The sequence below is a fragment of the Sporomusa sp. genome, assembly GCF_035561155.1.
GTDB lineage: Bacteria > Bacillota > Negativicutes > Sporomusales > Sporomusaceae > Sporomusa.
The window spans coordinates 67,397-92,197 of the sequence record NZ_DATMYD010000096.1 but is presented as its reverse complement, the minus strand read 5'-3'; the positions used below and the strand labels follow the sequence as shown (position 1 = coordinate 92,197).

19 protein-coding genes and 8 tRNA genes are annotated in these 24,801 nt (G+C 48.5%); 3 read left to right on the top strand and 24 right to left on the bottom strand.

Annotated features, from left to right (window positions below; translation table 11 throughout):
* Positions 1-167: 167 nt before the first annotated feature.
* The 5 genes from VN447_RS13480 to VN447_RS13460 form a co-directional block, all read right to left on the bottom strand.
* Positions 168-253, bottom strand: a tRNA-Leu gene (locus VN447_RS13480).
* A gap of 9 nt (positions 254-262) precedes the next feature.
* Positions 263-337, bottom strand: a tRNA-Cys gene (locus VN447_RS13475).
* Between the two features lie 9 nt (positions 338-346).
* Positions 347-421: transfer RNA gene (locus VN447_RS13470), tRNA-Gly, on the bottom strand.
* Positions 422-426: 5 nt separating this feature from the next.
* A tRNA-Phe gene (locus VN447_RS13465) sits at positions 427-502 on the bottom strand.
* A gap of 106 nt (positions 503-608) precedes the next feature.
* Positions 609-685: transfer RNA gene (locus VN447_RS13460), tRNA-Asp, on the bottom strand.
* A 276-nt stretch (positions 686-961) separates the two neighbouring features.
* Between VN447_RS13460 and VN447_RS13455 the strand changes: the two genes are divergently transcribed.
* Genes VN447_RS13455 through VN447_RS13445 form a run of 3 tightly spaced genes read left to right on the top strand, consistent with a single transcriptional unit; the run spans position 962 to position 4,069 of the window.
* Complete coding sequence (locus tag VN447_RS13455; RefSeq protein ID WP_325525856.1) at positions 962-2,677, top strand: histidine kinase; 1,716 nt, start codon at positions 962-964, stop codon at positions 2,675-2,677.
* Positions 2,661-3,395, top strand: a complete 735-nt coding sequence (locus tag VN447_RS13450) for a LytTR family DNA-binding domain-containing protein (protein WP_325525855.1) — start codon at positions 2,661-2,663, stop codon at positions 3,393-3,395. Before VN447_RS13455 ends, VN447_RS13450 begins: the two co-directional genes overlap by 17 nt.
* 17 nt (positions 3,396-3,412) lie before the next feature.
* A complete protein-coding gene (locus VN447_RS13445; protein ID WP_325525854.1) occupies positions 3,413-4,069 on the top strand; it encodes a cache domain-containing protein in 657 nt (218 codons plus the stop codon).
* A 76-nt stretch (positions 4,070-4,145) separates the two neighbouring features.
* On the opposite strand, the gene VN447_RS13440 is transcribed toward VN447_RS13445, so the two are convergent.
* The 19 genes from VN447_RS13440 to VN447_RS13350 form a co-directional block, all read right to left on the bottom strand.
* On the bottom strand, positions 4,146-5,492 hold the full coding sequence (locus VN447_RS13440) for an L-lactate MFS transporter (RefSeq protein ID WP_325525853.1): 1,347 nt from the start codon (positions 5,490-5,492) through the stop codon (positions 4,146-4,148).
* Positions 5,493-5,966: 474 nt separating this feature from the next.
* A tRNA-Val gene (locus VN447_RS13435) sits at positions 5,967-6,042 on the bottom strand.
* Between the two features lie 177 nt (positions 6,043-6,219).
* A tRNA-Glu gene (locus VN447_RS13430) sits at positions 6,220-6,294 on the bottom strand.
* Positions 6,295-6,300: 6 nt separating this feature from the next.
* Positions 6,301-6,376, bottom strand: a tRNA-Lys gene (locus VN447_RS13425).
* 230 nt (positions 6,377-6,606) lie between these two features.
* Complete coding sequence (locus VN447_RS13420) at positions 6,607-7,890, bottom strand: adenylosuccinate synthase (protein WP_325525852.1); 1,284 nt, start codon at positions 7,888-7,890, stop codon at positions 6,607-6,609.
* 193 nt (positions 7,891-8,083) lie between these two features.
* Complete coding sequence (gene purB, locus VN447_RS13415) at positions 8,084-9,376, bottom strand: adenylosuccinate lyase (RefSeq protein WP_325525851.1); 1,293 nt, start codon at positions 9,374-9,376, stop codon at positions 8,084-8,086.
* A 252-nt stretch (positions 9,377-9,628) separates the two neighbouring features.
* A complete protein-coding gene (gene ptsP, locus VN447_RS13410; RefSeq protein WP_325525850.1) occupies positions 9,629-11,344 on the bottom strand; it encodes a phosphoenolpyruvate--protein phosphotransferase in 1,716 nt (571 codons plus the stop codon).
* Positions 11,345-11,347: 3 nt separating this feature from the next.
* Positions 11,348-11,614, bottom strand: a complete 267-nt coding sequence (locus tag VN447_RS13405; protein ID WP_325525849.1) for an HPr family phosphocarrier protein — start codon at positions 11,612-11,614, stop codon at positions 11,348-11,350.
* 52 nt (positions 11,615-11,666) lie between these two features.
* Positions 11,667-12,059 carry a dihydroxyacetone kinase phosphoryl donor subunit DhaM gene (gene dhaM, locus VN447_RS13400; protein WP_325525848.1) on the bottom strand — a complete coding sequence of 131 codons (393 nt, stop codon included), beginning with the start codon at positions 12,057-12,059 and terminating at the stop codon, positions 11,667-11,669.
* A gap of 3 nt (positions 12,060-12,062) precedes the next feature.
* Positions 12,063-12,698 carry a dihydroxyacetone kinase subunit DhaL gene (dhaL, locus tag VN447_RS13395; protein WP_325525847.1) on the bottom strand — a complete coding sequence of 212 codons (636 nt, stop codon included), beginning with the start codon at positions 12,696-12,698 and terminating at the stop codon, positions 12,063-12,065.
* Between the two features lie 17 nt (positions 12,699-12,715).
* Positions 12,716-13,714: a dihydroxyacetone kinase subunit DhaK gene (gene dhaK / locus VN447_RS13390; protein WP_325525846.1), complete on the bottom strand. Its 999-nt coding sequence runs from the start codon at positions 13,712-13,714 to the stop codon at positions 12,716-12,718.
* 142 nt (positions 13,715-13,856) lie between these two features.
* A complete protein-coding gene (locus VN447_RS13385) occupies positions 13,857-15,968 on the bottom strand; it encodes a sigma 54-interacting transcriptional regulator (RefSeq protein ID WP_325525845.1) in 2,112 nt (703 codons plus the stop codon).
* A gap of 745 nt (positions 15,969-16,713) precedes the next feature.
* On the bottom strand, positions 16,714-17,343 hold the full coding sequence (gene trhA, locus VN447_RS13380) for a PAQR family membrane homeostasis protein TrhA (protein ID WP_325525844.1): 630 nt from the start codon (positions 17,341-17,343) through the stop codon (positions 16,714-16,716).
* A gap of 310 nt (positions 17,344-17,653) precedes the next feature.
* The gene (gene dnaB, locus VN447_RS13375) at positions 17,654-18,988 is read right to left on the bottom strand and encodes a replicative DNA helicase (RefSeq protein WP_325525843.1); all 1,335 of its coding nucleotides are present in this window, start codon (positions 18,986-18,988) and stop codon (positions 17,654-17,656) included.
* A gap of 87 nt (positions 18,989-19,075) precedes the next feature.
* Positions 19,076-21,019: a Lon family ATP-dependent protease gene (gene lonC, locus VN447_RS13370; RefSeq protein WP_325525842.1), complete on the bottom strand. Its 1,944-nt coding sequence runs from the start codon at positions 21,017-21,019 to the stop codon at positions 19,076-19,078.
* Between the two features lie 76 nt (positions 21,020-21,095).
* Positions 21,096-21,542 (bottom strand): 50S ribosomal protein L9, encoded by a 447-nt coding sequence (rplI, locus tag VN447_RS13365; RefSeq protein ID WP_325525841.1) that lies wholly within the window; start codon positions 21,540-21,542, stop codon positions 21,096-21,098.
* Positions 21,502-23,505 carry a DHH family phosphoesterase gene (locus VN447_RS13360; RefSeq protein ID WP_325525840.1) on the bottom strand — a complete coding sequence of 668 codons (2,004 nt, stop codon included), beginning with the start codon at positions 23,503-23,505 and terminating at the stop codon, positions 21,502-21,504. Before VN447_RS13360 ends, rplI begins: the two co-directional genes overlap by 41 nt.
* A gap of 14 nt (positions 23,506-23,519) precedes the next feature.
* Positions 23,520-24,479 (bottom strand): YybS family protein, encoded by a 960-nt coding sequence (locus VN447_RS13355; RefSeq protein ID WP_325525839.1) that lies wholly within the window; start codon positions 24,477-24,479, stop codon positions 23,520-23,522.
* 3 nt (positions 24,480-24,482) lie between these two features.
* Entirely contained in the window at positions 24,483-24,791 is a 309-nt protein-coding gene (locus tag VN447_RS13350) for a MazG-like family protein (protein WP_325525838.1), read from the bottom strand.
* Between the last annotated feature and the right edge of the window lie 10 nt (positions 24,792-24,801).

The following is a 24,801-nucleotide window of genomic DNA, read 5'->3' as shown; positions in this document are numbered from 1 at the left end:
CTTATCCCCTGCCAAAAACCTTAATTAACCCGTTCTGGAGGCTGAAGTTCTCTAGTCTACATCTGACCGCAAATACCTCCTTTCTCAAGACCTTTATCGTAGCGCAAAGAAAAACAACAAAAAAGGACTATGTGATCCAATCACACAATCCTAAATGTCTTACCTGATGGTGCCCGGGGCCGGACTCGAACCGGCACGGAGTTGCCCCCGAGGGATTTTAAGTCCCTTGTGTCTGCCATTCCACCACCCGGGCGGAATAATATGGAGGCGGCACCCAGATTCGAACTGGGGGATAAAGGTTTTGCAGACCTCTGCCTTACCACTTGGCTATGCCGCCATTTGATTATGGAGCGGATGACGAGATTCGAACTCGCGACCCTCGCCTTGGCAAGGCGATGCTCTACCACTGAGCTACATCCGCAAATATGGTGCCTCAGGGCAGAATCGAACTGCCGACACGAGGATTTTCAGTCCTCTGCTCTACCGACTGAGCTACCGAGGCATAAGCAGCGAACCATGTCGTCGCGAGCCGTTAGGCGAAACGAACAACATACGTGAGTCGCTTAGTTCTGAACGTAGTGAAGAACATCCACTACATGTAGGTAAATTGGCGACCCTGAACGGATTTGAACCGTCGATCTCCGCCGTGACAGGGCGGCATGTTAGACCGCTACACCACAGGGCCGCTTTTACTAACAAATGTTATTATATATTACGTCAGATTATTAGTCAAGCAACTATACATAAGTAATTGTCGAATTTCGCGTCCAATCCGCAGCCTTCCACAATACAACTACACCTTATGTTTCATCCACAAATTACCAATTCAAGGCCAAATTATAACACAATGTGCCCACAATAGTGAGCTATATTTATAGTTTTTTCTGATAATCCCGTGGAATATAAAGGAAATATCCGCTCTACGCCGAATACACTCCGATAGACTTAGCCGGAGGATTATATGACTGTTTTTGCGCTATTAGAATTGTTTAGCGATTTAGCCTTCATTGCCATGACAGCCTATTTAACCGGACGCAGCCGGTTTATCATGCGCTGTATCCGCAGACCTTTCAATCCTTTAAGCCAGTTTGTTTTAGTTGTCTTATTCGCCTTTTTGGCAATAACAGATGCCTTTAACACAATTCCCTGGGGCGCAGCACCGCTCATCACCGTTCAGCTCACCGGAGTTTTACTGGCTGGCATTACTGGCGGAACTGCGGCCGGCTGTAGCGTCGGCCTTATCATTAGCCTGTTTATAATCTTGGCTGACAACTCAGCAGCAATGCTTCAAGCAATTTTCACTATAGTGGCTGGAATACTGTCCGGCACAATTAGGTTTCGCCTCGACATTCATCAAATCAGTCCAGCAATCGGGGCCAGTTTGGCTGCGATTGCCGAAATAAGCCAAGTATTGTTCATCATGCTGGTTTCACCGGCGACCGAAGTTAAACTTACAGCAACTGCTCTCAGCATACTAATGAGCGCGTCTAGCGTAGCACTGTTTCTCTGGATTATCAATTGGATAGAGGCAGAGCAGGATATCTACGGTGCTAGAGCCGCACAGTTATCACTAGATATCGCCAGCCGCACGCTTCCGTATCTTAGGCTCGGTTTTAATACTCACTCAGCCACAGTAACCGCGCAGATCATTTTTGAACTCACCAAAGTAGATGCTGTCTCTATCACAGGCCGGTACAAAATCTTAGCCTTTGTCGGACAAGGCGCTGATCATCACAAACCCGGCGATCCAATTATTTCAATAGCCGCAAAACAGACGGTGGCCAGTAAGGTTATGAAGGTCATAAATTGTCCCGAAGACCGAGATTGCCCTGTTCCTCACTGCCCCCTCAGATCAGGAGTGGTTGTGCCCCTCTTTTCCGGCAACAAGGTAATTGGGACTATTGAGCTGGCCAGAGTCAACAACGAAGCACTTTCAGAACTGGACATTCGTATTGCCGATGGATTAGCTAATTTGCTGTCAGTGCAAATCCAACTGGCAGAAATAGACCAGCAGCGGAAAATGCGGGAAAAGGCTGAGTTAAAAGCACTGCGGGCGCAAATTAACCCCCACTTTCTTTTTAATACTATCAGTATTATCATGTCTTTTTGCCGAACCGACCCAGACAAAGCCCGCACACTCCTCGGAAGTCTTGCTACCCTAATGCAACAGGGGTACTCGCATAAAGGCGACTTTATCCCTCTAGAAGATGAACTAGCAGCTGTGGACGCTTATCTGGAAATCGCCAAGTCCCGTTTCGGCGATAGGCTGGAAGTGGCAGTCAACGTAGAGAACAGCGTTATGGACTGCCTTATACCGGTTTTATCGCTCCAACCATTAGTTGAAAATGCACTCCATCACGGTCTTTTTCATAAGCTCGGCAATTGTCTCTTATGTATTGACGCCTACCGCGAAGGTGATACGGCCATTATTAGCGTGACAGACAATGGGGTGGGCATTCCCCCGGATAAATTGGCCCTCATTGAGGCATCAAAATCAGACGGCGTGGGCATCAACAATGTTCGCAACAGGCTGTCCAGCTTCTACGGCTCCAAATATGGGTTGACTATTACCAGCCAACCCTCTGTCGGCACTGAGGCCAGGATTTGTCTACCCATAGATCAGATACTTCCTGAAAAAAGTGGGGAGGTAAGCAATGCTAATGAACACCAAAATTAGAGTGGTAATCATTGATGACGAACAACCTATTTGTGATGAGATTGAGTATCTGATAAGTCAGCACTCCGATATTGATACCGCAGCAAAGTTCACCAACTGCGTTGACGCCTTAGTATACACCCTTGAAAACAAGCCTGATCTAGTATTGCTCGATGTGAAAATGCCTGGTATGACGGGCCTTGACATTGCACATAAATTGGGAAACACCAAGCAACCACCCTTCATTGTCTTTATCACAGCTTTTCCCGAACATGCAGTGGAGGCTTTTGATACCCCAGCTGTTGGTTATATTACCAAACCTGTGACCCAGGAGAAATTATCCAAAGTATTAACAAAAGTCCGCAACCTTTCGGGTAAAACACAGCCGGAAAAACGAACACAGATTTCTAAAGTCTGCGTACTGTCAGGCGGCAAAATTGTCCCATTAAAAAAAGCAGATATTGTTTTTATCTATGTCAAGGAGAAAGACGTCTTTGTACGCACCCGGACAGGTGAGTGTTCAGCCATGCTGACGCTGCAGGAGTTTGATAATTTACTGACTGAAGCGAATTTTCTCCGCGTCCACCGCCAATATATTATTAATCTGGATGAAATACTTGAGGTCACTCCCTGGTTCCATGGCTCATATTATTTACGCATGAATGACCCCCAAAAGCAAGAAGTTCCGGTTAGCCGCAACCGGGTAAGACATCTTAAAACTGCGCTAGGCCTAAAGTAGGTTGAGGGGGAGATGTCATGCAGGTTGGCCTGAAAACTAAAGTTACCGTATGGTTTCTCGGTATGGTTCTCCTAATCTGTCTCGCTGTCGGCATTATGGTCATTAGAGACATGAAGATTCAAATTGACTTAGCGATTGCCGAAAAAGCCAAGTCTGACCTGGCAACAGCTGTCGAGATTGTCGACCATATGTACCCCGGCCACTGGCAGGCTAAAGACGGCGTACTGTACAAAGGTACTACAATAATTAATGACAACACTGCTATGGTTGATAAAATCGGGAATCTGACTGATGATACTGTTACCATATTTCTAGGCAACACCAGGATGGCTACTAACGTTATGCGTGATGGCAGCCGGGCAGTAGGCACGCATGCGGCGCCTTATGTGGTTGACACGGTGCTAACCGAGGGTAAAATCTACCTGGGCGAGGCTGAGGTTGTCGGCATCAAGTATCAAACCTGCTATGCGCCACTCAAAGACGCTTCCGGCCAAATCATTGGTATGTTCTATGTGGGTGTATCTAAAAAATTTGCTGACCAACTGCAGCAGAGCTTTACCGCCGTAGCGGTGCTGTCAGCACGTATTGCTCTTTTGTTCGCCTTAGCCACTACCTGCTTTATCCCGGTCGACACCTGGTCGACCTCATTTACCACCAAGGCATCTTCCCGGTGATCACCCACGCAGCCACCTAAATAAGCAAAAAAGACCGGCATAAAGCCGGTCTTTTTCATAATATTACCCTTCTGTACTACTTTACTGTCTTTCCATGAGTGGAAACCGCAAGGGCTTCCTGGTCAGCTCCATTTGGATCGAATTTCTTATTACTCAGTGCAAATGTAATGAGCAGGCCAAGCAGCAGCAGTACCGAAGCGGACACGAAGGTATACTGGGTAGCCTGACTGGCAAAATTGTCCTTCAGAAAAGCTACGATCTGGGGACCCACGATTCCACCGCAGCCCCATGCGGTGAGGATGGTGCCGTAGACAACCGGCATCAGTTTTTGGCCGAAGACGTCGAGGACGAACGAAGGCATGGAGCCAAAGCCGCCACCGTAGCAAAGCAGGATGTAGCAGACGAGCACGCCGAAAACGAGCGGGCTGCTAACAAACATCAGGGCAATGAAGACCACCAACTGACTGCCGAGAATGAGGCGGAAGGTCTGAACGCGGCCGATTTTGTCGGACAGCCCACCCCAGAAGAAACGACCTACGCCGTTAAAAATAGAGCTGACGGCAATCAGGGTAGCACCCGAAGCCGCTAGACCAGCGACCACTTTCGGATCGGTCAGAGTGGCCGGGTCCATAGTCTTTTTCAAAAGGTCCTGCAGCAGGGGAGATTGGAAGCTGATAAACATGATGCCGGCTATAATGTTGAAGAAAAACACAGTCCACATCATCAGGAATTTACTGGATAGGACACACTGTTTAGCGGTAATGGCATCCTGTGAGGCCTGAGCCGCAGCAGAAGTTGCAGGAGGAGTGTAACCTTTCGGTACGAAGCCAGCGGGTGGGTTAACCAGGAAGTAGCCTGCCGGCAAGGTGATGATAAGCATGCTCACGCCTACATAGGAAAACACCATGACTAGATTACCGCCGGTGATGGACATGAAGATCGGGGCAAGAACCTTGGACATAATGAGTGCGCCGAAACCGAAGCCCATGACGACCATGCCGGTAATGAATCCTTTTTTGTCGGGGAACCACTTGGCAGCGGTTGCTACCGGTGTTACATAACCTAAACCCAGACCAATTCCGCCGACGAGGCCGTAGCCAATATATAGGAGCGGAAGACTTTTGATATCAAGCGCATAGGCAGCGATCAAATAGCCAAGGCTGAAGAGGAAGCCGCCTGTCATGGCAAGCTTACGTGGTCCGTATTTGGGAAGATTAATACCACCCCAGGCTGCAGCCAGCCCGAGGAAAAAAATAGCTAGGCTAAAGGCCCAGGCAGCCTGGGAGTTGGTCCAGTTGTTGGCAGCCATGACCGGATTCTGGAAAAAGCTCCAGGCGTAAACGGTCCCTAGACAAACCTGCAGTAAAGTTCCCATGATGGCTACCAGCCACCGGTTTGGCGTGTTTTGTAGTTCTTTTCCCATAGTCTCGTCTCCTTTTTTTGGCATATTTCGGGAAGGCTTATATAGTTAATAAGACCGGACACGTGAAAAAATTCACCTGAATTCTAATAAGTAATTGATTTGCTAAAAGCTGAAGAAACAAATTGGGATGGCTGTCTTTTTCAACACACTTGTGACCAGCTCTCCTGGCCATAAGACTTTTCACCCTTCTCGGAATGCGAAAATCATGCCGAATATTCGCACTAATCATGCGGCACGCTCCCGGCGCCTCAGAAGCATACCATCCCTGCCAGGGAGGTCTCTTTCACACTACTATTATAAACACCAGCAAAATAATCTTGCTACATTATCCTGCTGAAAGGTAAAAACTAGGTGCCGAAATGCGGTATTTAATGTTTAAAGTGTAAAATAATACCAATCAATACAAAGAATATTTTTACATTTCAGTCATAATAAAAAAAAATAAGCCTCGAAATTTCGGAAGCTTATTTTTTGTGGTGGGCGATGACAGGATCGAACTGCCGACATCCTGCTTGTAAGGCAGGCGCTCTCCCGGCTGAGCTAATCGCCCGAATAATACTGATTTAGGATGTTCCTGTATAGGATGTTCTTCGCTATCGCTCAGAACTAAGCGATTCGCACAAGTTTCCGCGTCACTTTCGCTCCTAAAAACTTGGCTCTCTGCTTAAAGCGACTTACTCAGGTTCTCATTTCGCCTATCGGCTCGTGAGAACCTGGTCGCTGCTTATGGTGACCCGTAAGGGAATCGAACCCTTGATACCGCCGTGAAAGGGCGGTGTCTTAACCGCTTGACCAACGGGCCAAAAGTTGGTGATCCACGATGGACTCGAACCATCGACACCCTGATTAAAAGTCAGGTGCTCTACCGACTGAGCTAGTGGATCATCTTCACAAGATAGAATTATACAAGATATTGGCGGGGTTGTCAATCACATTCTACTTAGTTTCACACCATTCGACAAGGCAAGCGGGTATAAAGAAAACACGGCTTGCGCCGAGCCTTTGGCGAAAGCGGAAGCCGATGTTGCCCTTATCCAGCAGAAAGTTATACTTTCTGTCAGGACAATAAAAGCAACCTGCGACCATGGTCGCAGGTTGCTTTTATTGTATAGTTTTAAAACATATTTTCAAGAATAATGGTCTGCTCGCGGCCAGGTCCAACCGAAACAATGCCAATGCCAATACCGCTAGTCTCACTTAACCGCTCAATATAGCGGCGAGCATTAACCGGAAGGTCTTCATATTTGCGGATATCAGGTGTAGGCTCATCCCAACCTGGCAGCTCTTCATAGATCGGTTCTACCTGAGCCAGTACCTTGAGACTGGCAGGGAATTCATTTAAGATCTCACCTTTATACTTATAGCCGGTACAAATTTTGAGGGTTTTCAAGCCGTCAAGAATGTCCAGACGGGTAATTGCCATATAATCAATACCGCTGACATAACCCGCATAACGTACCACACAAGCGTCCAGCCAGCCGCAGCGGCGCGGTCGGCCAGTTGTTGTACCATATTCATGGCCCCGCTCACGGATGGTCTGACCGATCTCATCATGAAGCTCAGTTGGGAACGGCCCCTCACCCACTCGAGTTGTATAGGCCTTAACAACACCGATAACTTTATTGATTTGCGTTGGTCCTACCCCGGCACCGATACACGCCCCACCAGCGATAGGGTGTGAAGAGGTTACATAGGGGTAAGTTCCATGGTCTAAATCAAGCAGTGTCGCCTGCGCACCTTCAAATAGTACTTTTTCACCATTCTTGATAGCAGCATGCAGCACTGCCGCAGTATCTGTTACATAGGGTTTAAGCTGACGGGCATACTCGAGATACTCTTGTTTCACTTGCTCATAATCAAAGCCCTCAACACCATATACAGCCTTGAGTAAATGATTTTTAGCCTCTAAATTATATTCAAGCCTTGAGCAGAATTCTTCTTCATCCATCAAGTCAACCATCCGGATGCCTGCACGGGAGTTTTTATCCATATAGCAAGGGCCAATGCCCCGTTTGGTTGTGCCAATTTTACGGTCGCCACGGGATTCTTCTTCCACTTCATCAAGCAACCGGTGATAAGGCATAATTACATGTGCACGGTTGGAAACTTTAAGTCCTGAAGTGTCAATGCCTTTATCCTTCATGCCTTGAAGCTCTTTAAGCATAACGGCCGGATCAACGACTACGCCATTGCCAACTACGCAGGTTTTACCGGAATACAGTATCCCAGACGGTAAAAGATGCAGTTTAAATTCAGTGCCGTTAACAACAACCGTGTGCCCGGCATTATTACCACCCTGATAGCGGACAACAACATCGGCTTGTTCAGCCAAGAAATCAACAATCTTGCCTTTACCTTCGTCACCCCATTGAGTGCCGATAACAACTACAGAAGACATATAATCAATCCTTTCATACGCAATTGTATATAAACGGCCATCTGCTTCGTTGCTCCTCAAAACGTTTGCTTGCGTACAAATAGTACGCGGCGCTGCACATCTTTCCGGTGCGCCTCGCAACGACCATTTCTATCCAGTTGCGGCGGTGTTCACTTATATAATTACATACTACATTGGCTGGATGAATTCTCTTCTACAACCCGAAGCGGGCCATGATGGTATCTACATGCCGGAGATAATAGGTATACTCAAAGCATTCTTCGATATCTTCGGCTGTAAGATATTTTTTAATATCAGGATCAGCGATAACATTGGTCTTAAAGTCTGCGCCTTCCAACCATCTGGCCATGGCGTTTCGCTGTACCCAGCGGTAAGCGTCCTCCCGCACGGCCCCTTTATCAACAAGCTTTAATAACACGCGCTGACTGAAAATCAGGCCACCGGTTTTTTCAATATTGGACTTCATGGCTTCAGAGTAAACCAGCAGACGGTCAACAACGTCAGTAAAAATTCTTAGCATGTAATCAACCAGGATGGTACTATCAGGTAAAATAACACGCTCAACTGAAGAGTGGGAAATGTCCCGTTCATGCCACAGTGGCATATCTTCGAGGGCAGCCAGCGCATGACCGCGCACTACCCGGGCCAAGCCAGTGACGCGTTCGCACGTAATTGGGTTGCGTTTATGCGGCATAGCCGAGGAACCTTTTTGACCTGGATGGAAGTATTCTTCAGCTTCCCGGATATCGGTACGCTGCAAATTTCTGATCTCTGTAGCAAATTTGTCCAGCGAACCGGCGACAATGGCCAGCGTGGTCAGAAACTCCGCATGACGGTCGCGCTGAATAACCTGGGTGGCCAGCTTAGCAGCTTTAATGCCCATTTGCTGGCATACATGGGTTTCTATGTATGGATCAATATTGGCATAGGTGCCTACAGCCCCGGACAGTTTGCCAATGGCTACAGCGTCCTTAGCCCGTTTTACACGCTCAATATTGCGTTCGGTTTCGTCCATCCACAAAGCAAACTTCAGACCTAAAGTAAGCGGTTCGGCATGAATGCCATGCGTACGGCCAATCATGGCCGTGTACTTGTGCTCTGCCGCCCGGCGTTTTAGTATATCGCGAAACTTAATAAGATCGTCAATGATAATATCGGCAGCCTGTTTCATCATCACGCCTAAGGCTGTGTCTTTTACATCACTTGAGGTCAAGCCCATGTGAATGTATTTAGCAGGCTCACCCACATTTTCAGCCACAGCGGTCAGAAATGCTAAAATATCGTGGCGGGTTTCCTTTTCAATCTCACGTATGCGTTCTACCGAAAACTTAGCCTTTTCCTTAATAACCGGTACGGCTTCAGCCGGAATTTGCCCCAGCTTGGCCATAGCCTCACACGCCGCGATTTCAATGTCAAGCATTGTTTGGAATTCATTTTCGTCAGTCCAGATACGTCCCATCTCGGGATACGTATAACGTTCAATCATGATACCACTTCGCTTTCCGAACTGTTCTGAGTGTTAGCAGCCAGTCCTATATTTTTCACATAATCAAAATAAACACTTCTGATTATTGCAAGAGTAACCCTATCTAGTTTTTCCCCTTTTTTCCCTTGTTTATCATAGCATTAGCATATAATGACTGTCAATAAAAATCGAATGATTATATTAATAACAAAATTAATGTTCGGAAAATCAGCCAAGCCTGCAGTATCCATTACTGCAGGCTTGGGTTACTGATTATTGCCGGGAAATATATTCTGCCATTAGGCTGCGAATCGCTTTGGCGTCTTTCATAATAAGCGCTTGATTGAGCATTTCCCGCGCTTGGCCGTTTTTTAGCTTACGGATTACCCCTTTCACCCGGGGAATTGAGGGAGCGCTCATACTAAGCTCGTCAATCCCCATCGCGGAAAGCAGCGGGGCAGCCAATGGATCGCCGGCCATTTCTCCACACATACCGACCCAGATGCCATACTCATGACCGGCTTTGATCACATTTTCAATCAGTTTGAGCACTGCCGGGTGAAAATGACTGTAAAGTGAACTGACTGCCGGATTTCCCCGGTCAACAGCCAGCGTATACTGCACCAAATCGTTGGTGCCAATACTGAAAAAGTCACATTCAACAGCCAGTTGCTGCGCCATAACGGCAGCCGCCGGTGTTTCAACCATAATACCCACCGGCACATTGGACGCAAATGTTTTACCCTCTCTCGCCAGCTCGGCTGCCGCTTGCTCTACACACTTTCGCGCTGCTGTTATTTCCGTTGCGCTGATAATCATCGGCAACATAATAGCAACCTTGCCAAAAGAACCTGCTCTCAGAATGGCCTTAAGCTGAGTAATAAACAAATCAGGCCGCTCCAGGCTAATGCGGATGGCCCGCCAACCCAGAAAGGGGTTTTCTTCTTTTTGTATATTCAGGTAGTGCAGCGGCTTGTCACCGCCAATGTCCATCGTCCGGATCACGCACAGATGTCTGCCACATTGCTCCACCACTGCTTTATAGGCAGTAAACTGTTCCTCCTCACTCGGCGGAACCTCCCGCCCCAGAAATAGGAACTCGCTTCTGAACAACCCTACACCCTCTGCGCCCTGCCTGACGGCCATCGGCATATCTGACGGAGAGCCAACATTTGCTGCCAGTTGAATTTTGCTGCCGTCTAACGTGACAGCAGCAAGGGCAGCCAGCTCACTGTCAAGCCGTCGCTCAACCGCTTCAGCGTCAGCCTTACGCTGATACTCTGCCACTTGCTCAGCAGTAGGCTCCACCAGCACCTGCCCTGCGCTGCCATCTACAATAAGAGTAGTGCCGTCGGTGATGCTGCTTAAGGCATTGCCCAGACCAGCAACAACCGGTATCCCGCGCGCTTTAGCAATAATAACAGTATGGGATGTTATGCTGCCCTGTCCCAATATAATGCCGAATACTTGGCCTTCAGGCATACTGGCGGCCACTGACGGCTCTATCTCCTCTGCACACAACACAATTGGCTCAGCACCGTAATCTATGTGTCCCGTCCCCAGTAGAAGCCTGGCAAGCCGGCGGCCTACGTCCCTCACATCTGCAGCCCGTTCTTTTAAATAGGGATCAGGCATTGAGTCAAACAGGGAGGCAAACTCTTCTGCGGCAGCTAAGGCTGCCTGAGGTGCAGCTGTCTCTTGCTCAATTTTTCCGTGCATATTGGCGATAAGCCCTGGATCATTAACCATAGCATAATGGGCATCCATAATATCGGCCTGACTTTCTTGACCGGCCTCTTTAGCAGCTTTCTTTAAGTGAGCAAGTTCTGCTGACGCTGCTTTAATCGCCTCTTCAATTTTCCCTGACTCGATATCCGGCGTACCGGCGTTATATTTAGCTAAGTGTCCTGTCAGGTCATTTGATAATACCATTGCTTTGGCGATGCCAATGCCTGATACTGCTCCGATTCCGCGCAAGATTTCTCCCATTTTTTATCCCTCGCCAAAATTGCGTTCAACCAGCGCTTTTAATGCTGCTACACATTCGGCTTCATCCGGGCCGTCAGCGTTCAGTAAAAACGTAGCACCCTGCCCCAGGCCCAGGCCCATTACTGCCAGAATGCTTTTAGCATCAGCGGACTTGCTGCCAGCCTGAATAGCTACCTTGCTTTTAAAGGCTGCTGCTGTTTGGATAAACTGCGCAGCCGGCCTGGCATGCAGCCCGGCCGCATTGGTTAACACCAGTTCAAGTTCTATCATATATGATCCTCTTCTCCGAAACCGCTTCAAGCTCCAGATGCTAGGCGGTCTCTTAGCGTTTTCTTAGATCGCGGGCACCTTCGGCAGTCGCCAGCACCGCCACAAGCGGTTGACCGACAGAGGCTTCCACAGTAGCAGCAATCGCCCCTTCGAGAATGGGTGCATCGGCAATTCTCACTTGCTCTTTTAGCTCTTCGTTCAGCAGATCCAGTGCCAGTTCGGCGCTGAGAACAGCACTGCCCAAATCCACTATGACAAGGACCCCATCCCCGGTATTGGCCGCTTCGATAGCTGCCTGAATCCGGATGGCATCTGTGCCGATACTTCCGTCAGTCATGCCGCCTGCGGCAATCAGTTTTTGTCCGGGGGCCGCCATCTGACCGGCCAATTCGCATATTCCCTCGGCGACTTTGGCACTGTGCGAAACCACAACAATTCCTACCATGGCTTACTCCCCCTGACTATGTTGCTTGGCTAACGCCGTTAGTGCCGAAAGCATAAGATAGCACGAAGTTGCCCCTGCATCCTGGTGTCCGATACTACGTTCTCCCAGATAGCTGGCCCGCCCTTTAGTGGCAATGATTGTCTTGGTATATTCGATACCGGCGGCGGCGGCTTGCGTTGCAAGCTCCAAGCACTCCGGCAACGCTTCACCTTCAGCTATCCCTTGAGTAAAGGCTTCATAGGCAGGCTCTAAGGCGTCAAGCATAGTTTTCTCGCCGCGAACGGCCTTACCCCGGTCTTTAATACCGCCAATAGCGGCCTTAAGCATTTCAGCGGCTGTATTAGTATCGACAACTGCTTGACCTTGCGCAACAGCCGCCGCCCGCATAAACGCAGTTCCGTACAGTGGGCCTGAGGCCCCCCCAACCGTCGATATCAGCGTCATACCCACCAATTTCAGTACAGCGCCGATATCCTCCGGATTAGCTGCAGCCAGCTTACCGCGCACAGCTTCAAAGCCCCTTGCCATATTGATCCCGTGGTCGCCATCACCGATAGCGGCGTCAAGATCAGTCAGTGTTTCCTTGTTGGCTATTATTACATCTGCCAGTGCTTCTATTGCCGCAATTACATTTACCATCTTTTACTTCCCTCCGCTTAGAATTGCACCAACGCCGGGGTATCTGCCGGGGCGAAGAGCAGTTCCTTCAGCTCGCCGTCTAGTTTCAGAACAGACACTGAAAAACCAGCCATTTCGAGCGAAGTCATATAGTTGCCGACAAACGTTTTGGCGATTTTGATATTTTTCTCAGCAAGCATGGCTGCTACTTTGCGGTTAACAACATACAGTTCCATAAGCGGCGTACCGCCCAAACCATTCACCATGACAGCCACTTCATCGCCAGCAGCCAGCGCAATATCGGCAAAAATCTTGTTCAATAAATGCTCAGCTGTTTCGTCGGCAGTACGGAGGGTCTCACGATGAGTACCGGGTTCACCATGGATGCCCATACCGATTTCCACCTCGTCCTCAGCCAGGGTAAAGCTCGGTTTACCAGCTGCCGGTACAGTACAAGGTGATAATGCCATACCCATTGATCGCACGTGGGCAATTACTTTTTCGGCAGTTTTTTGCACTTCATCCAAATCAGCGCCGGTCTCGGCCTTGGCACCGGCGATCTTATGCACAAACACAGTACCGGCAATACCGCGACGGCCGGTAGTCCACGTACTGTTTTCTACTGCTACATCGTCATTAACAACGACTTTGGCCACCTTGATACCATCAGCATCTGCCATTTCCGCAGCCATTTCAAAGTTCATTATATCGCCGGTATAATTTTTGATAACCAAAAGAACACCTTTGCCGCCATCTACAGCCTTAACAGCCTCATACACCTGATCAGGTGTCGGCGAAGTAAACACAGCCCCGGCAACTGCACCGTCTAGCATCCCGCGTCCAACATAACCGCCGTGCGAAGGTTCATGACCACTGCCGCCGCCTGATACTAACGCAACTTTACCTTGTACCGGCGAATTCGCCCGCACCAGCACATCAAAACCTTGCACCCTCTTAACATATTGGGGATGAGCTAGTACAACCCCTTGCAGCATTTCCTCAACAACTTGCTCGGCATTGTTAATTACCTTTTTCATTCAATTACAGCCTCCTCACTATCAATTGGTGTATCGGTATTCGGTTGATACCTTATGTATAAAGCAAGAAACGTGCCAGCAAAGAAAGAGGCAAGGGTACGCTTCCCTTGCCTCTTTCTTTCGCGCTCTTTGTACAAAAGTATCAACAAGGCTCAACATCATTGATACTTTTTACCATATTGTCACCATTTTCCCAAGAGACTGCTTTTACTATACCGTATTTCTGCGCCTTTGCCGCCACTGTTTTATGTGTTAGACCCAGCGCTTTGCCCGCTGCATTGAAACTGCCGTATTTAGCCAGAGCCACGGCTATGATTTTCTTTTCATATTCTACCCAGGGCAGGATGGCCGCTGGGCTTACGTTTGATAGCAACACCACATCTTGCTGTGCTGGGGCTTGCGTAGCTCCCTTGCCACCTTCCCGGAGATACAGCGGCAAATCTGCAACGGTTAACAAAGCACTCTCCGCCAATGTGACCATCCGTTCAATGACGTTTTCCAGTTCGCGTACATTGCCAGGCCAGCCATATCCCATCAGTCCGGCAAGCGCCGCCTCGGTAATGCCGGTAATGTCTTTTCCCTGCTCGGTAATGACCTTATGTAAAAAATGATCAACAAGCAGTGGTATATCTTCTGCCCGTTCCCTTAAAGGCGGCAGCAAAATAGGTATGACATTGAGGCGATAATACAGGTCTTCACGAAACTGTCCTTCGGCCACCATCTGTGCCAAGCTGCGGTTAGTGGCGGCAATAATCCGGACATCGACCTTAATAACGGCCTCACCGCCCACGCGGGTAAATTCTTTCTGTTGCAGTACCCGGAGCAGCTTGGCCTGCATGCTTTTATTTAGTTCACCAATTTCATCAAGAAATAGAGTACCCTTGTCAGCCAGACTAAACTTGCCGGGTTTTTGCCGTACAGCCCCGGTAAAAGCCCCTTTTTCGTGACCGAAGAGCTCGCTCTCCAGCAGGCCTTCCGGAAGTGCGGCGCAGTTAACCCGGATAAAAGGTCCAGCCGCACGGTGGCTGGTATAATGAATGCCTTCAGCCACAAGTTCTTTGCCTGTACCGCTTTCCCCGGTAATGAGTACGGTTGCCCCACTACCAGCAGCCTTAGCGGCAATAGCCAGCGATTCGCGCACCTTGCCACTCTGACCAATAAACCGCTTAAACGCCGGACCCGGTTTCTGCGTCCGCCGAAGTTCTTGTTCCAGGTATTCAGCCTTAGCTGAGACCTGGCTCAGCTTATCTGTTAACTTATGTACTTCGCTGAGATTTTTTACAACAGATACTGCGCCGGTTAATTCGCCGTCAACCACAATAGGACTGACATTAGCCACCAGCGTTACCCCGCCTGGCTTGGCGGCGATACTACCGACCACAGGCCTTCCGGTTGTTAGCACCTGGCTGCGAGCACCCTCGGGCGACAAATTGCGTACATTCTGCCCGATCAGCTCGCTGCGCGACTGGTTGACAAGCTCTACATAAGCCGGATTAACATAAGTAATTAAACCGTCTTTATCGACAACACAAATACCATCCTGCACTGACTCGAGTACCAGTTGCAGGCGCTCTTTAAGTTCTTTTACCTCCTTAAGCTCGCCTGTTACTGTTTCCAGCACTGATATATCTTCAAAAATGGCCATTGCGCCACATACTTGCCCATCAGCAATAATCGGGGTACGGTTGGTTAGGATAGTCAGCTGGCCGATGGTCTGACGGAAACCTAGTTCAGGCTGTCTGGTTTTGGCAACAATATGCAGTCGCGAACCCGGAATAATATCCTGGGCCATCCAGCCGATGGCTTGGTTTGCCGGAATGCCCAAAATCCGCTCAGCCGCCGGATTTAATACTGTGATTACATCGTTTGCATCAGTCACCATTAAGCCGTTAGCCATGCTGGTAAATATCTGTCCGGCAGTAAGGGCGTTATCCTGCAGCAAATTGTCAATTTGACTAATAGTAGCAGCATCAGCCAGCAGAAAGTCACTCTCCAGGAAAGCTGCCATCTCGGCAGCTGCCGTCTCGGCCGACCGGCCTACAGCCTCCACCCAAACTGTATCACCCTGCTTAACCCTAAGGGACACCAGCGGCATAAGGCTGACTGCCGGAACGGCCGACCCGCTCTGATGCCGGAAATATAGTTTACTCTGCCATTTGCGTTCAAGCTCATAGGCCTTTTGCACAATCATCGCCGCCACCCGGGCATGTAACCCCTTGTCGTGATTTATAACAGCTTGCTTTCCGGTTTCCACTCTGTCACCCCATCTTGACCTGAGTTCTATCTTAGCTATATTCTTCGAATAAAACTCCGTTACCTCTAATGAGCACATTCATTTCTTCAAGCATACAATAGAATAACTATACCTTTAAAAAGGGGGAGTTTTTATGGATTTACGGCAAATCTTTACCGATGAAGAAGACAACTTTTGCGATAACTTGATTTGGATTATTATTATCGTTCTCAGCTTTATTTTCTTATTCCGTGGAGACCGCTCAGCTCTCTAGTGTCTACCATTGGTGTGCCTGCTACCACTTCCCCGCAACCAGAGTAAACTTATACCTCCTTTAAAATAAGCTTAGCGACTCTGTAGTTTGCTGAACTCTTGTTTTTCTTGCCAACGTTACTTACATTTTAGGTAATCACTTCTTTCTTTTTTCGAGTAAAAAAGTGGGTTCCTATTCTGTGGTGTTATGCGGGGTAGTTACCGATTGTAACATGAGTATCAGATGTCGAATAGTATAGAGTAGAATTATTTAAGTTGAGGAAATAAGGAGGAGTTAGTATGTTTTTTGGGAATACTAATAGAGAGTTATGGTTTATCGTTCTTGTTATCGCCCTATTCATCTTATTATTCCCTGGATTCTTTGATACTGATATTGACTGTTCTACCACCTAATCTTTCATTAATAAACGTTCTGAATAAGGAAGCTGTTTACCGTCCCTCCAGAGGATCGCTACATAAAAGAGGCCGCGCTGGAACTTCAGCGCGGCCTCTTTTATGAACCGATTGTGATAGGGAGTATATAGCAATAGACAGTTATAAAATGACAAACACTCCCAGACAAAACAAATAAATGCCAAACTGCATGATTATAGGGCAACCTGCGCCAAAGGTAGAAACCAGCACCTACCGTGTAGAAAAGCCCACCGGCAACTAACCACCCAATCCCCATAGTTGGCAGAACAAGCACGAGCGGTTTTATGCAGATTATCATAAGCCATCCCATAACAAGGTAGCATATAGTAGATAGAATCTTAAACCTCTGAGCATAAAAGATTTTATAAAGGACTCCGATTAAGGCGAGTCCCCAAACCACACCAAAAATGGTCCATCCCAGTACACCGTGAAGTACCACTAGTGTAAATGGCGTATACGTACCGGCAATTAGCAAATAAATTGCAGCATGATCGATAATCTTAAAGATATACTTGAGTTTTTCGTCGGTGAAGCTATGATAAAGCGTTGACGCAAGATATAGCAATACCAGCGAAACGCCATAAATGCTAAAGCTTACCAGGTGCCATATACTACCATACAACTGAGCTGCGGCAACTAGTACTACAAGTCCGCCAACAGCCATTGCTGCTCCTACACCATGCGTTACAGCATTCAATTTCTCTTCCATTCAACCCTCTCCATTTCCCAGATTTCTAGATATAGGCTTCTTCGGCCTTTACGCTTAACAAATGCTTTCTCCATCCATTATACACCCCTCCGATGTATTTGAAATACTTTAATTTATCCCACCATTAATTATCAACCTATCCTTAGTGTTCCATCATGTTGCTTAATTCTATGCCATGATCATCTCTTGGTTCTGGGCCAAGTGATGGAACATTAGTATTAGCCAAACATTAGGGGTTATCCATCAAAAAAAACACTATCCACCGATAGTGTTTTTTTATTTGAAATTATGTCTCTGATTCAATTCACCCTTAACCAGGCATCTTAGATAAATCACTAAACTTAGTAAATTGCTTATGGAAAAAGAGCTGGACACTATCAACAGGCCCGTTACGGTGTTTGGCCACAATAATATCTGTAATGTTCTTACGCTCGGTCTCAGGTTCATAGTAGTCTTCGCGATATATGAAGGCAACAATGTCGGCGTCCTGCTCGAGTGAGCCTGATTCCCGGAGGTCACTCAGCATTGGTTTCTTTACCTGGCGGGATTCTACGCCCCGGCTGAGCTGGGATAAAGCGATGACAGGCACTTTGAGTTCACGGGCCAAGGCCTTTAAGGAACGCGAGATTTCGGAGATTTCCTGTTGGCGGTTTTCACTGCGGGAACTGCCTGCACTGCCCTGCATGAGCTGCAGGTAGTCGATGATAATGAGCTTTAAATCGTGCTCAATCTTAAGTCGCCTGGCCTTAGAGCGCATCTCCATGACTGTGATACCGGCAGTATCATCAATAAAAATCGGGGCCGCTGCCAAACGGTCGGCAGCTCGTACCAGCTTGTCCCAATCGTTGTTTTCCAACTCGCCGATCCGGAGACGCTGGGCGTCAATTGGGGCTTCAGCGCATAGCATCCGCTGTACCAATTGTTCCTTAGACATTTCCAGGCTGAAAAAGGCGACTGACTGCTTTTCCTTAATGGCGATATTCTGCGCAATGTTGAGTACAAATGCCGTTTTACCCATACTGGGGCGGGCAGCAATCAGAATCAGGTCTGATGGCTGCAGGCCTGAGGTCAGCTTATCTAAATCTTTAAAGCCTGTCGACAGCCCGGTAATCCCGCCTTTTGAGGAATACAGCTCAGACACTTTGTCAAAAACATCAAAAATGATATTTTTAATCGAAGCAAACTCCTGCCCAGCCTTGCGGCTGGATACTTCCAAGATCATTTTTTCAGCCTTGTCCATAATGACAGCCACTTCTTCGTTGGCTTCATACCCCATACCGGCTACATGGGTGGCTGTATTGATTAGATTGCGCAGTAGCGCTTTTTCTTCAACAATCCTGGCATGGTACATCACATTGGCAGCGGTCGGTACACTATTGGCCAAAGCGGAGACATAGGCTATGCCACCGGCCGGTTCCAGCTTTTCGTCACGACGCAATACTTCTACTACAGTTACCAGGTCGACGGCATCGTTTTTATTGAACAGCTCCAGCATGGCTTTATAAATGAGGCGGTGGGCTTCCCGATAAAAGTCTTCCGGTCTTATGATTTCAGAAACTTTAGAGATAGCCTCGCGTTCAATCATCATGGCGCCCAGCACCGATTGCTCGGCTTCTACGTTTTGGGGGGGAACGCGGTCGATCATGTAATTTTCTCCCTCACTTAAATACCGCGCTCGCCCAGGAAAGTTAAATCAATCCTTACGGGCGAAGCGCGGCAATATATCTTACTTTTACGCGCTGGCGGCCTGGTTTTCATCAAAAAGTATGGCCAACGCTTCTTCTACTGTTGTAACCGGACGGATGTCCAGACCTAAGTGGCCTTCTGGGATATCTGCCTTATTTTCGTGGGGAATAATCATGGTAACAATACCGGCCTGTTTGGCTCCATATGCTTTTTCGAATACACCGCCGACAGCCTTAACCCGGCCTTGGATGGAGATTTCACCGGTAATAGCAACATCCTGACGGATAGGTTTGCCAGTAATAGCTGAAACAATGGCCGATACTATTGCTGTACCAGCTGACGGACCATCAATGCGTCCGCCGCCAATAATGTTGACATGCAAATCATAGCTGGCTAAATCCTGACCTGTCAGCTTCCTGACAACAGCGGCAGCGTTAAATACAGAGTCTTTCGCCATGCTTCCGGCCGTGTCGTTAAACCGGATGCTGCCTTTGCCCTTTTCAGCAGGGAAGGCGACTGCCTCAATCTCCAGTACCGAACCAAGATAGCCGCTTACACCAAGGCCAAATACCTTGCCGGCTTCGAGCGTTGCCGACGCCTTGCGATTAACATAGGGCGACAGGCGGCTGACTTGCGCCACCCGGTACACATCCTCACTGGTAATTATGACAGCTTCCTGGGCATTACCACCACGCAGAAGTGCCATACTGTACGCGTCAGATAAGATATTCACCGCTTTCCGGCCTTCAATGGTGTAATCACTGATGAGGTGCGGTACTTCTGGTTCAATGACTACATCCAGCTTGATAGCTGCGTTATAGACTATTTCTTCGATATGCTTGGGGGTCAGCGGTTCGAAATAAATCTCAGCGCAGCGCGAGCGTACCGCAGGCGTAATATCGCCCGCCTCGCGGGTAGTCGCGCCAATTAAGACAAAGTCAGCCGGCGCGCCCTCTTCAAACAATTTTTTAATATATTTCGGCACACTGGTGTCTGAAGGATCATAATAGGCGGAGTCAAAAAAGACCCGCTTATCTTCAAGTACTTTTAATAGCTTGTTTTGCAGCATGGGATCCATCTCGCCAATTTCGTCAATAAACAAAATGCCGCCAGTGGCATCTGTCGCTAAACCAGGCTTAGGTTCAGGTACACCGCTTTCGGCCAAATCGCGGCGTGCGCCCTGGTAAATTGGGTCATGCACTGAGCCTAAGAGCGGGTTGGTAACATCACGCGGATCCCAACGGAGGGTTGTGCCGTCAACCTCGATAAACGGAGCATCTTGGGAAAACGGTGTATTTCTTAGCTTCTTGGCTTCTTCTAGCACAAGGCGGGCGGCAGTTGTTTTGCCGACCCCAGGCGGTCCGTACAGGATGAGGTGCTGCGGATAGGGTGAAGCTAGTTTGGCTCTGAGTGCTTCAACTGCCCGTTCCTGGCCGACAATCTCATCAAGGGTAGCCGGGCGCAAGAGCTCCATGGCTGAGCGGGTTAATTTGCGAGTCTCCAGTTTTTCCAGGAGCGCATATTTCTTGAGTGTCTGCGGATTCTCAGCATTGGCATCGCTTTCTTCCTTGATGACCTGCATGCGGATTTCCTGCACATATTCCTGATGGCGTTCTTCCATCTTCTCGGCAATTTTCTTTTCAATCCGTTCTTCCAAAGTGCGCCGGGCGCACAAGTCAGCCAGTTCTTCCTCAATATCTCCTAAAATTCCAGGAATGTCTTGAGCAGATGGCAACGTATCGATGGTAGGATCTTCAAACACCAGCTTCTGTAACGCCAGTACTCGTTCAGGCAACTCATTGGAGCGCATAAGTTCCAGTGCTCCCAGTTTGCCGGCTTTGAGTACAACTTTTTCTGCGCCCATGACACCGGTGTACAAACCGTACAGCGCGGCTACTTGGCGTTTGAGCTGATCTTCTTGCGTGCCGAGACCGCTAGCAGCGCGTTCCCGGCTGCCACTACGTACAAGTTTGTTAAAAAAGTCTTTCATTTTATAATACCTTTCTAATTTTAAGGTTTGAACAGCCGCAGGAGTAACAACGCAGATGAGCGTTCTAATACAGCAGTTACTCAGGCTTAACTGTTACTTGGATCTGGGTACCAACTTCCTGATGCAGTTTAATGGGTACAGTAAAGGTTCCCAGTGACTTGAGCGCATCTTTAAGCTCAATTTTACGTTTATCAATCTCAAGTTTGTGCTGGGTGGCCAAGGCATCGGCAATGTCCTTGGCCGTTACTGAGCCGAAGAGTCGGCCGCCTTCCCCCATTTTTACAGGGATGGCAACAGTAATTTTGGCCATTTGAGAAGCCAGCAGTTTGGCCTCATCCAGGATGCGCTCTTTTTTGCGCTCCTCTGACGCCTTTTGCTGGGTGGCAGTATTGACATTATTAGCAGTGGCCGGAATAGCCAGTTTTTGCGGCAATAGATAATTACGGGCATAGCCCTCAGACACTTCAAGGATCTCACCTTTTTTACCGAGTTTTTTCACTTCTTGCTGCAGAATTACTTTCATGTATTACACTCTCCTTTATGTAGCTATCGACTATTTCAATAAGTTTAGCTTTAACTTCATCAGCATTGACGTTTTTGACTTTGGCCCCGGCAACTGACTGATGTCCGCCGCCACCCAACTGTTCCATAATGACCTGGACGTTAATATCACCATGTGACCGCGCACTGACACCAATGCCGTCTTCAGTTTTAAATAACACAAAGCTTACGCGCACACCTTCGATATTAAGCAGCATATCAGCTGTCTGAGCAGCAGCCACCTGAGCGTTTTTAACTTCGACCGGACATACGGCGATGACTACGCCTTCGTGTGGCATATCGGTATTCTCAATAATGGCTGCCCGGCTTTTGATTGTTTCAAAATCTACCCGGAACAAATGCCGGACCAGAGTGGGGTCTGCGCCTGCCCGGCGCAAATAGGAAGCAGCCTCAAACGTGCGTACGCCTGTCTGCACAGCAAAGTTCTTGGTGTCTACAACAATACCGGCATACAGTGCTGATGCCTCTAAACGATTCAATTCCAGTTTATCATCAAAGTAGCCCAACAGTTCGGTAACCAGTTCACTGGCTGACGAGGCTGACGGTTCAAGGTATACAAGCAGGGTGTTAGCGATAATGGTCTCGGCCCGGCGATGATGGTCAATAATAACCGTACGCTCGGCTCTGGCTAAAACATCAGGAGCCGCTGCCAGTTCTGGGCGATGAGTATCCACAACAAAAACCATAGTTTTGGCATTAACTAACAGTGCCGCCTGCATCGGGGATATAAATAAGTTGCGATATTCTTCGTAGTCGAGTAAGAGCTCTGATAATTTATCAATAGCCACTCCCGGCTGACTAACAACAATATGCACTTGTTTCTTCATATGGCGGACCATTTTGGCAACACCCAGTGCTGCTCCCAAACTATCAAAATCTTCGCCGGTATGACCCATAACAACAATACTGTCCGCCTGCTCAATGAGTTCCCGGATAGCCTGAGCCACAATCCGTGCCTTGACTCTGGTATTCTTCTCGACTGCCTTGGCTTTGCCGCCAAAAAACTGCACCTTGCCGCTGATATTGACTGCAGCCTGATCGCCGCCGCGGCTTAATGCCAAGTCCAGACCTGCCTGGGCCCGCTGGCCAAGCTCAGCTACCGAGTTTTCTCCTGTAGCTGCACCAAGGCTTAACGTCACAGGGATCTTATTACCGGCCTGGATACTACGGATGCGGTCCAGAATATCAAATTTGTCGCCTGTCATTAATCGTTCAAGGGCACAGCGGTTTAATACCGCTATATAGGTGTCCTCGCTGTATTTCTTGAGGTACCCGTCAAGCTCGGTGATCCAGTCTGCCAGCAACCGGTTGACTTCACCTAGAATCGCCGTTCGCTGACTTTCACTCAGCCCTGTCAAAGCATCATCATAATTATCAATCTGGATGTATGCCAGCACTGTCTGGACGCGGCAGCTTGCCGCCCTGTCAGATTCATGTCCGGTAACATCGGAAAGGTAAAGGACTGTCCGCGCTTTATCAACAGCGCGATAGATGATATCAAAGTGACGGTTCCCAGCCTCAAACCTGATCTGACCATCTTTATCGACCATTTTCTCGATAGGCAGTGCCGGCCAAATTTTGGCAAGCGACTGGCCCGGTTCAGTCGAATCAGCAACCCATTCTGTGAGTAACTGATTGCGCCACTGTATAATGCCCTGCTGATCAATGATCACGATGGCCAGCGGCAGGTTATTGAACGCCTGGGCCGCCGCGGTATCAACGCAGCGTCCGATTGTGTCCAGGTAGTCGTTAACCGCTCTTTGGCGTGCGGTGGAACGCTCCCGCCCATATAAATAGAGTGCATACAATAAGACCGCCCCCAGTGCGGCGGCATAGAAATTATAGTAACTGATAATAAGCAAAAAAGTTGCTGTTACTGCCAGGTAAATACGGGTGTCAAACCAAAATGATGGACCTTGAGGCATTGCAATTCCTCCTGTTACTCCAAACGTGGCGCACGCAGTTGACGATAGTCGAAAATCAGATCGAAGGCGCCGCCGATAATAATGGCCTGCATGAAGATCCCGTTAGAAAAGATCAAGAATAGTATAATCCCTCGAACCAATCTTGACAAATTGTATTTATCGGCAAGAAAGTAAAAGACAGCCATTCCCTGGACGGCCAGCAGCATGGTAGTAATTACCTGAAGGTTCATGCCGGCATTATATAAGAGTTCAAGCTCGCGGGATTTCCCCCAATAGAGGGCGACTAGTGCTACCGCCAGAGCGTATAATGTAATGCGGGGCACTGACCAATGACGAAACGGCGGGAATGGCTCGATGCGCTGCCCGAGTCTTCCTAATACAGCCTTTGCCACCTGGAAGTTTAGAAAAGTATCGACAACAGCTGCCAGTACAAAACCAGCAGGTAAAATGATCTTCATAAGATCAATCATCGGTCGCATAGTTGCTTCCAGCTGGGCCAAGTCTTCGGCCTTCATTCCCATGCTCCGGTAAAATTCCATTGCTTGCTCAAGTCCTTTGACCATGGCCTCAGTCTGCAGATTGAGCGGATTAAAGCCCATAACCGCCGCACTGATCGCAATAACGGCAGCTTTTGACACAAGTGACGCCGCCGATCCCAAAGCAAGCGCCTTAGCGGGGGAAAAACCCTGCCTGAGCGCATATCCCAGCGCAATACCGATTAAGCCAAAGCCAACGACGACTGAGATGGCGGTAAGCGGGTGCATAAGGAGTGCAATAATAATACCTGACGCCACTACAGCCAAAATACTCCATTTATAGCCATGCCGTACCCCGAGGAGTACGATAGGAACAGGCCAGATTAGGTTGACAAAGGCCCCAATAACAGGCACGTAGGTGCTGATAAGAGCAAATAGTATAGCAACAGCGGTAAGTACCCCGCCTTCAACGATCGGTCTGACTGGAGCTTTTTGCATAGTTCACCTCTTCTGGCGGAGATGGCGGCGGTATTCGCTCATATCTCCAAACCAACGTTCTACTTCAGGTTCCTGGTTTATATTGTGTCCAAGCCTGGTATTTACAATCTCATCCATTTCAGGATAATCAATGCCCAGCCTGCGCCCTAAAACGTAAGCTGAAATAACTACTTGGGCCAGCGCATCGCCGATAGCCTCCCGCTTGTTGCGGGCCATCGCCTGATATAGTTTACCCACTTCGGCCAAAAGATCAGCTTTTAGCCCTTCAATTAACCTCAGCTTTCGCAAGATATCCGATTCCTGGGAGAACACTAAACCCCCT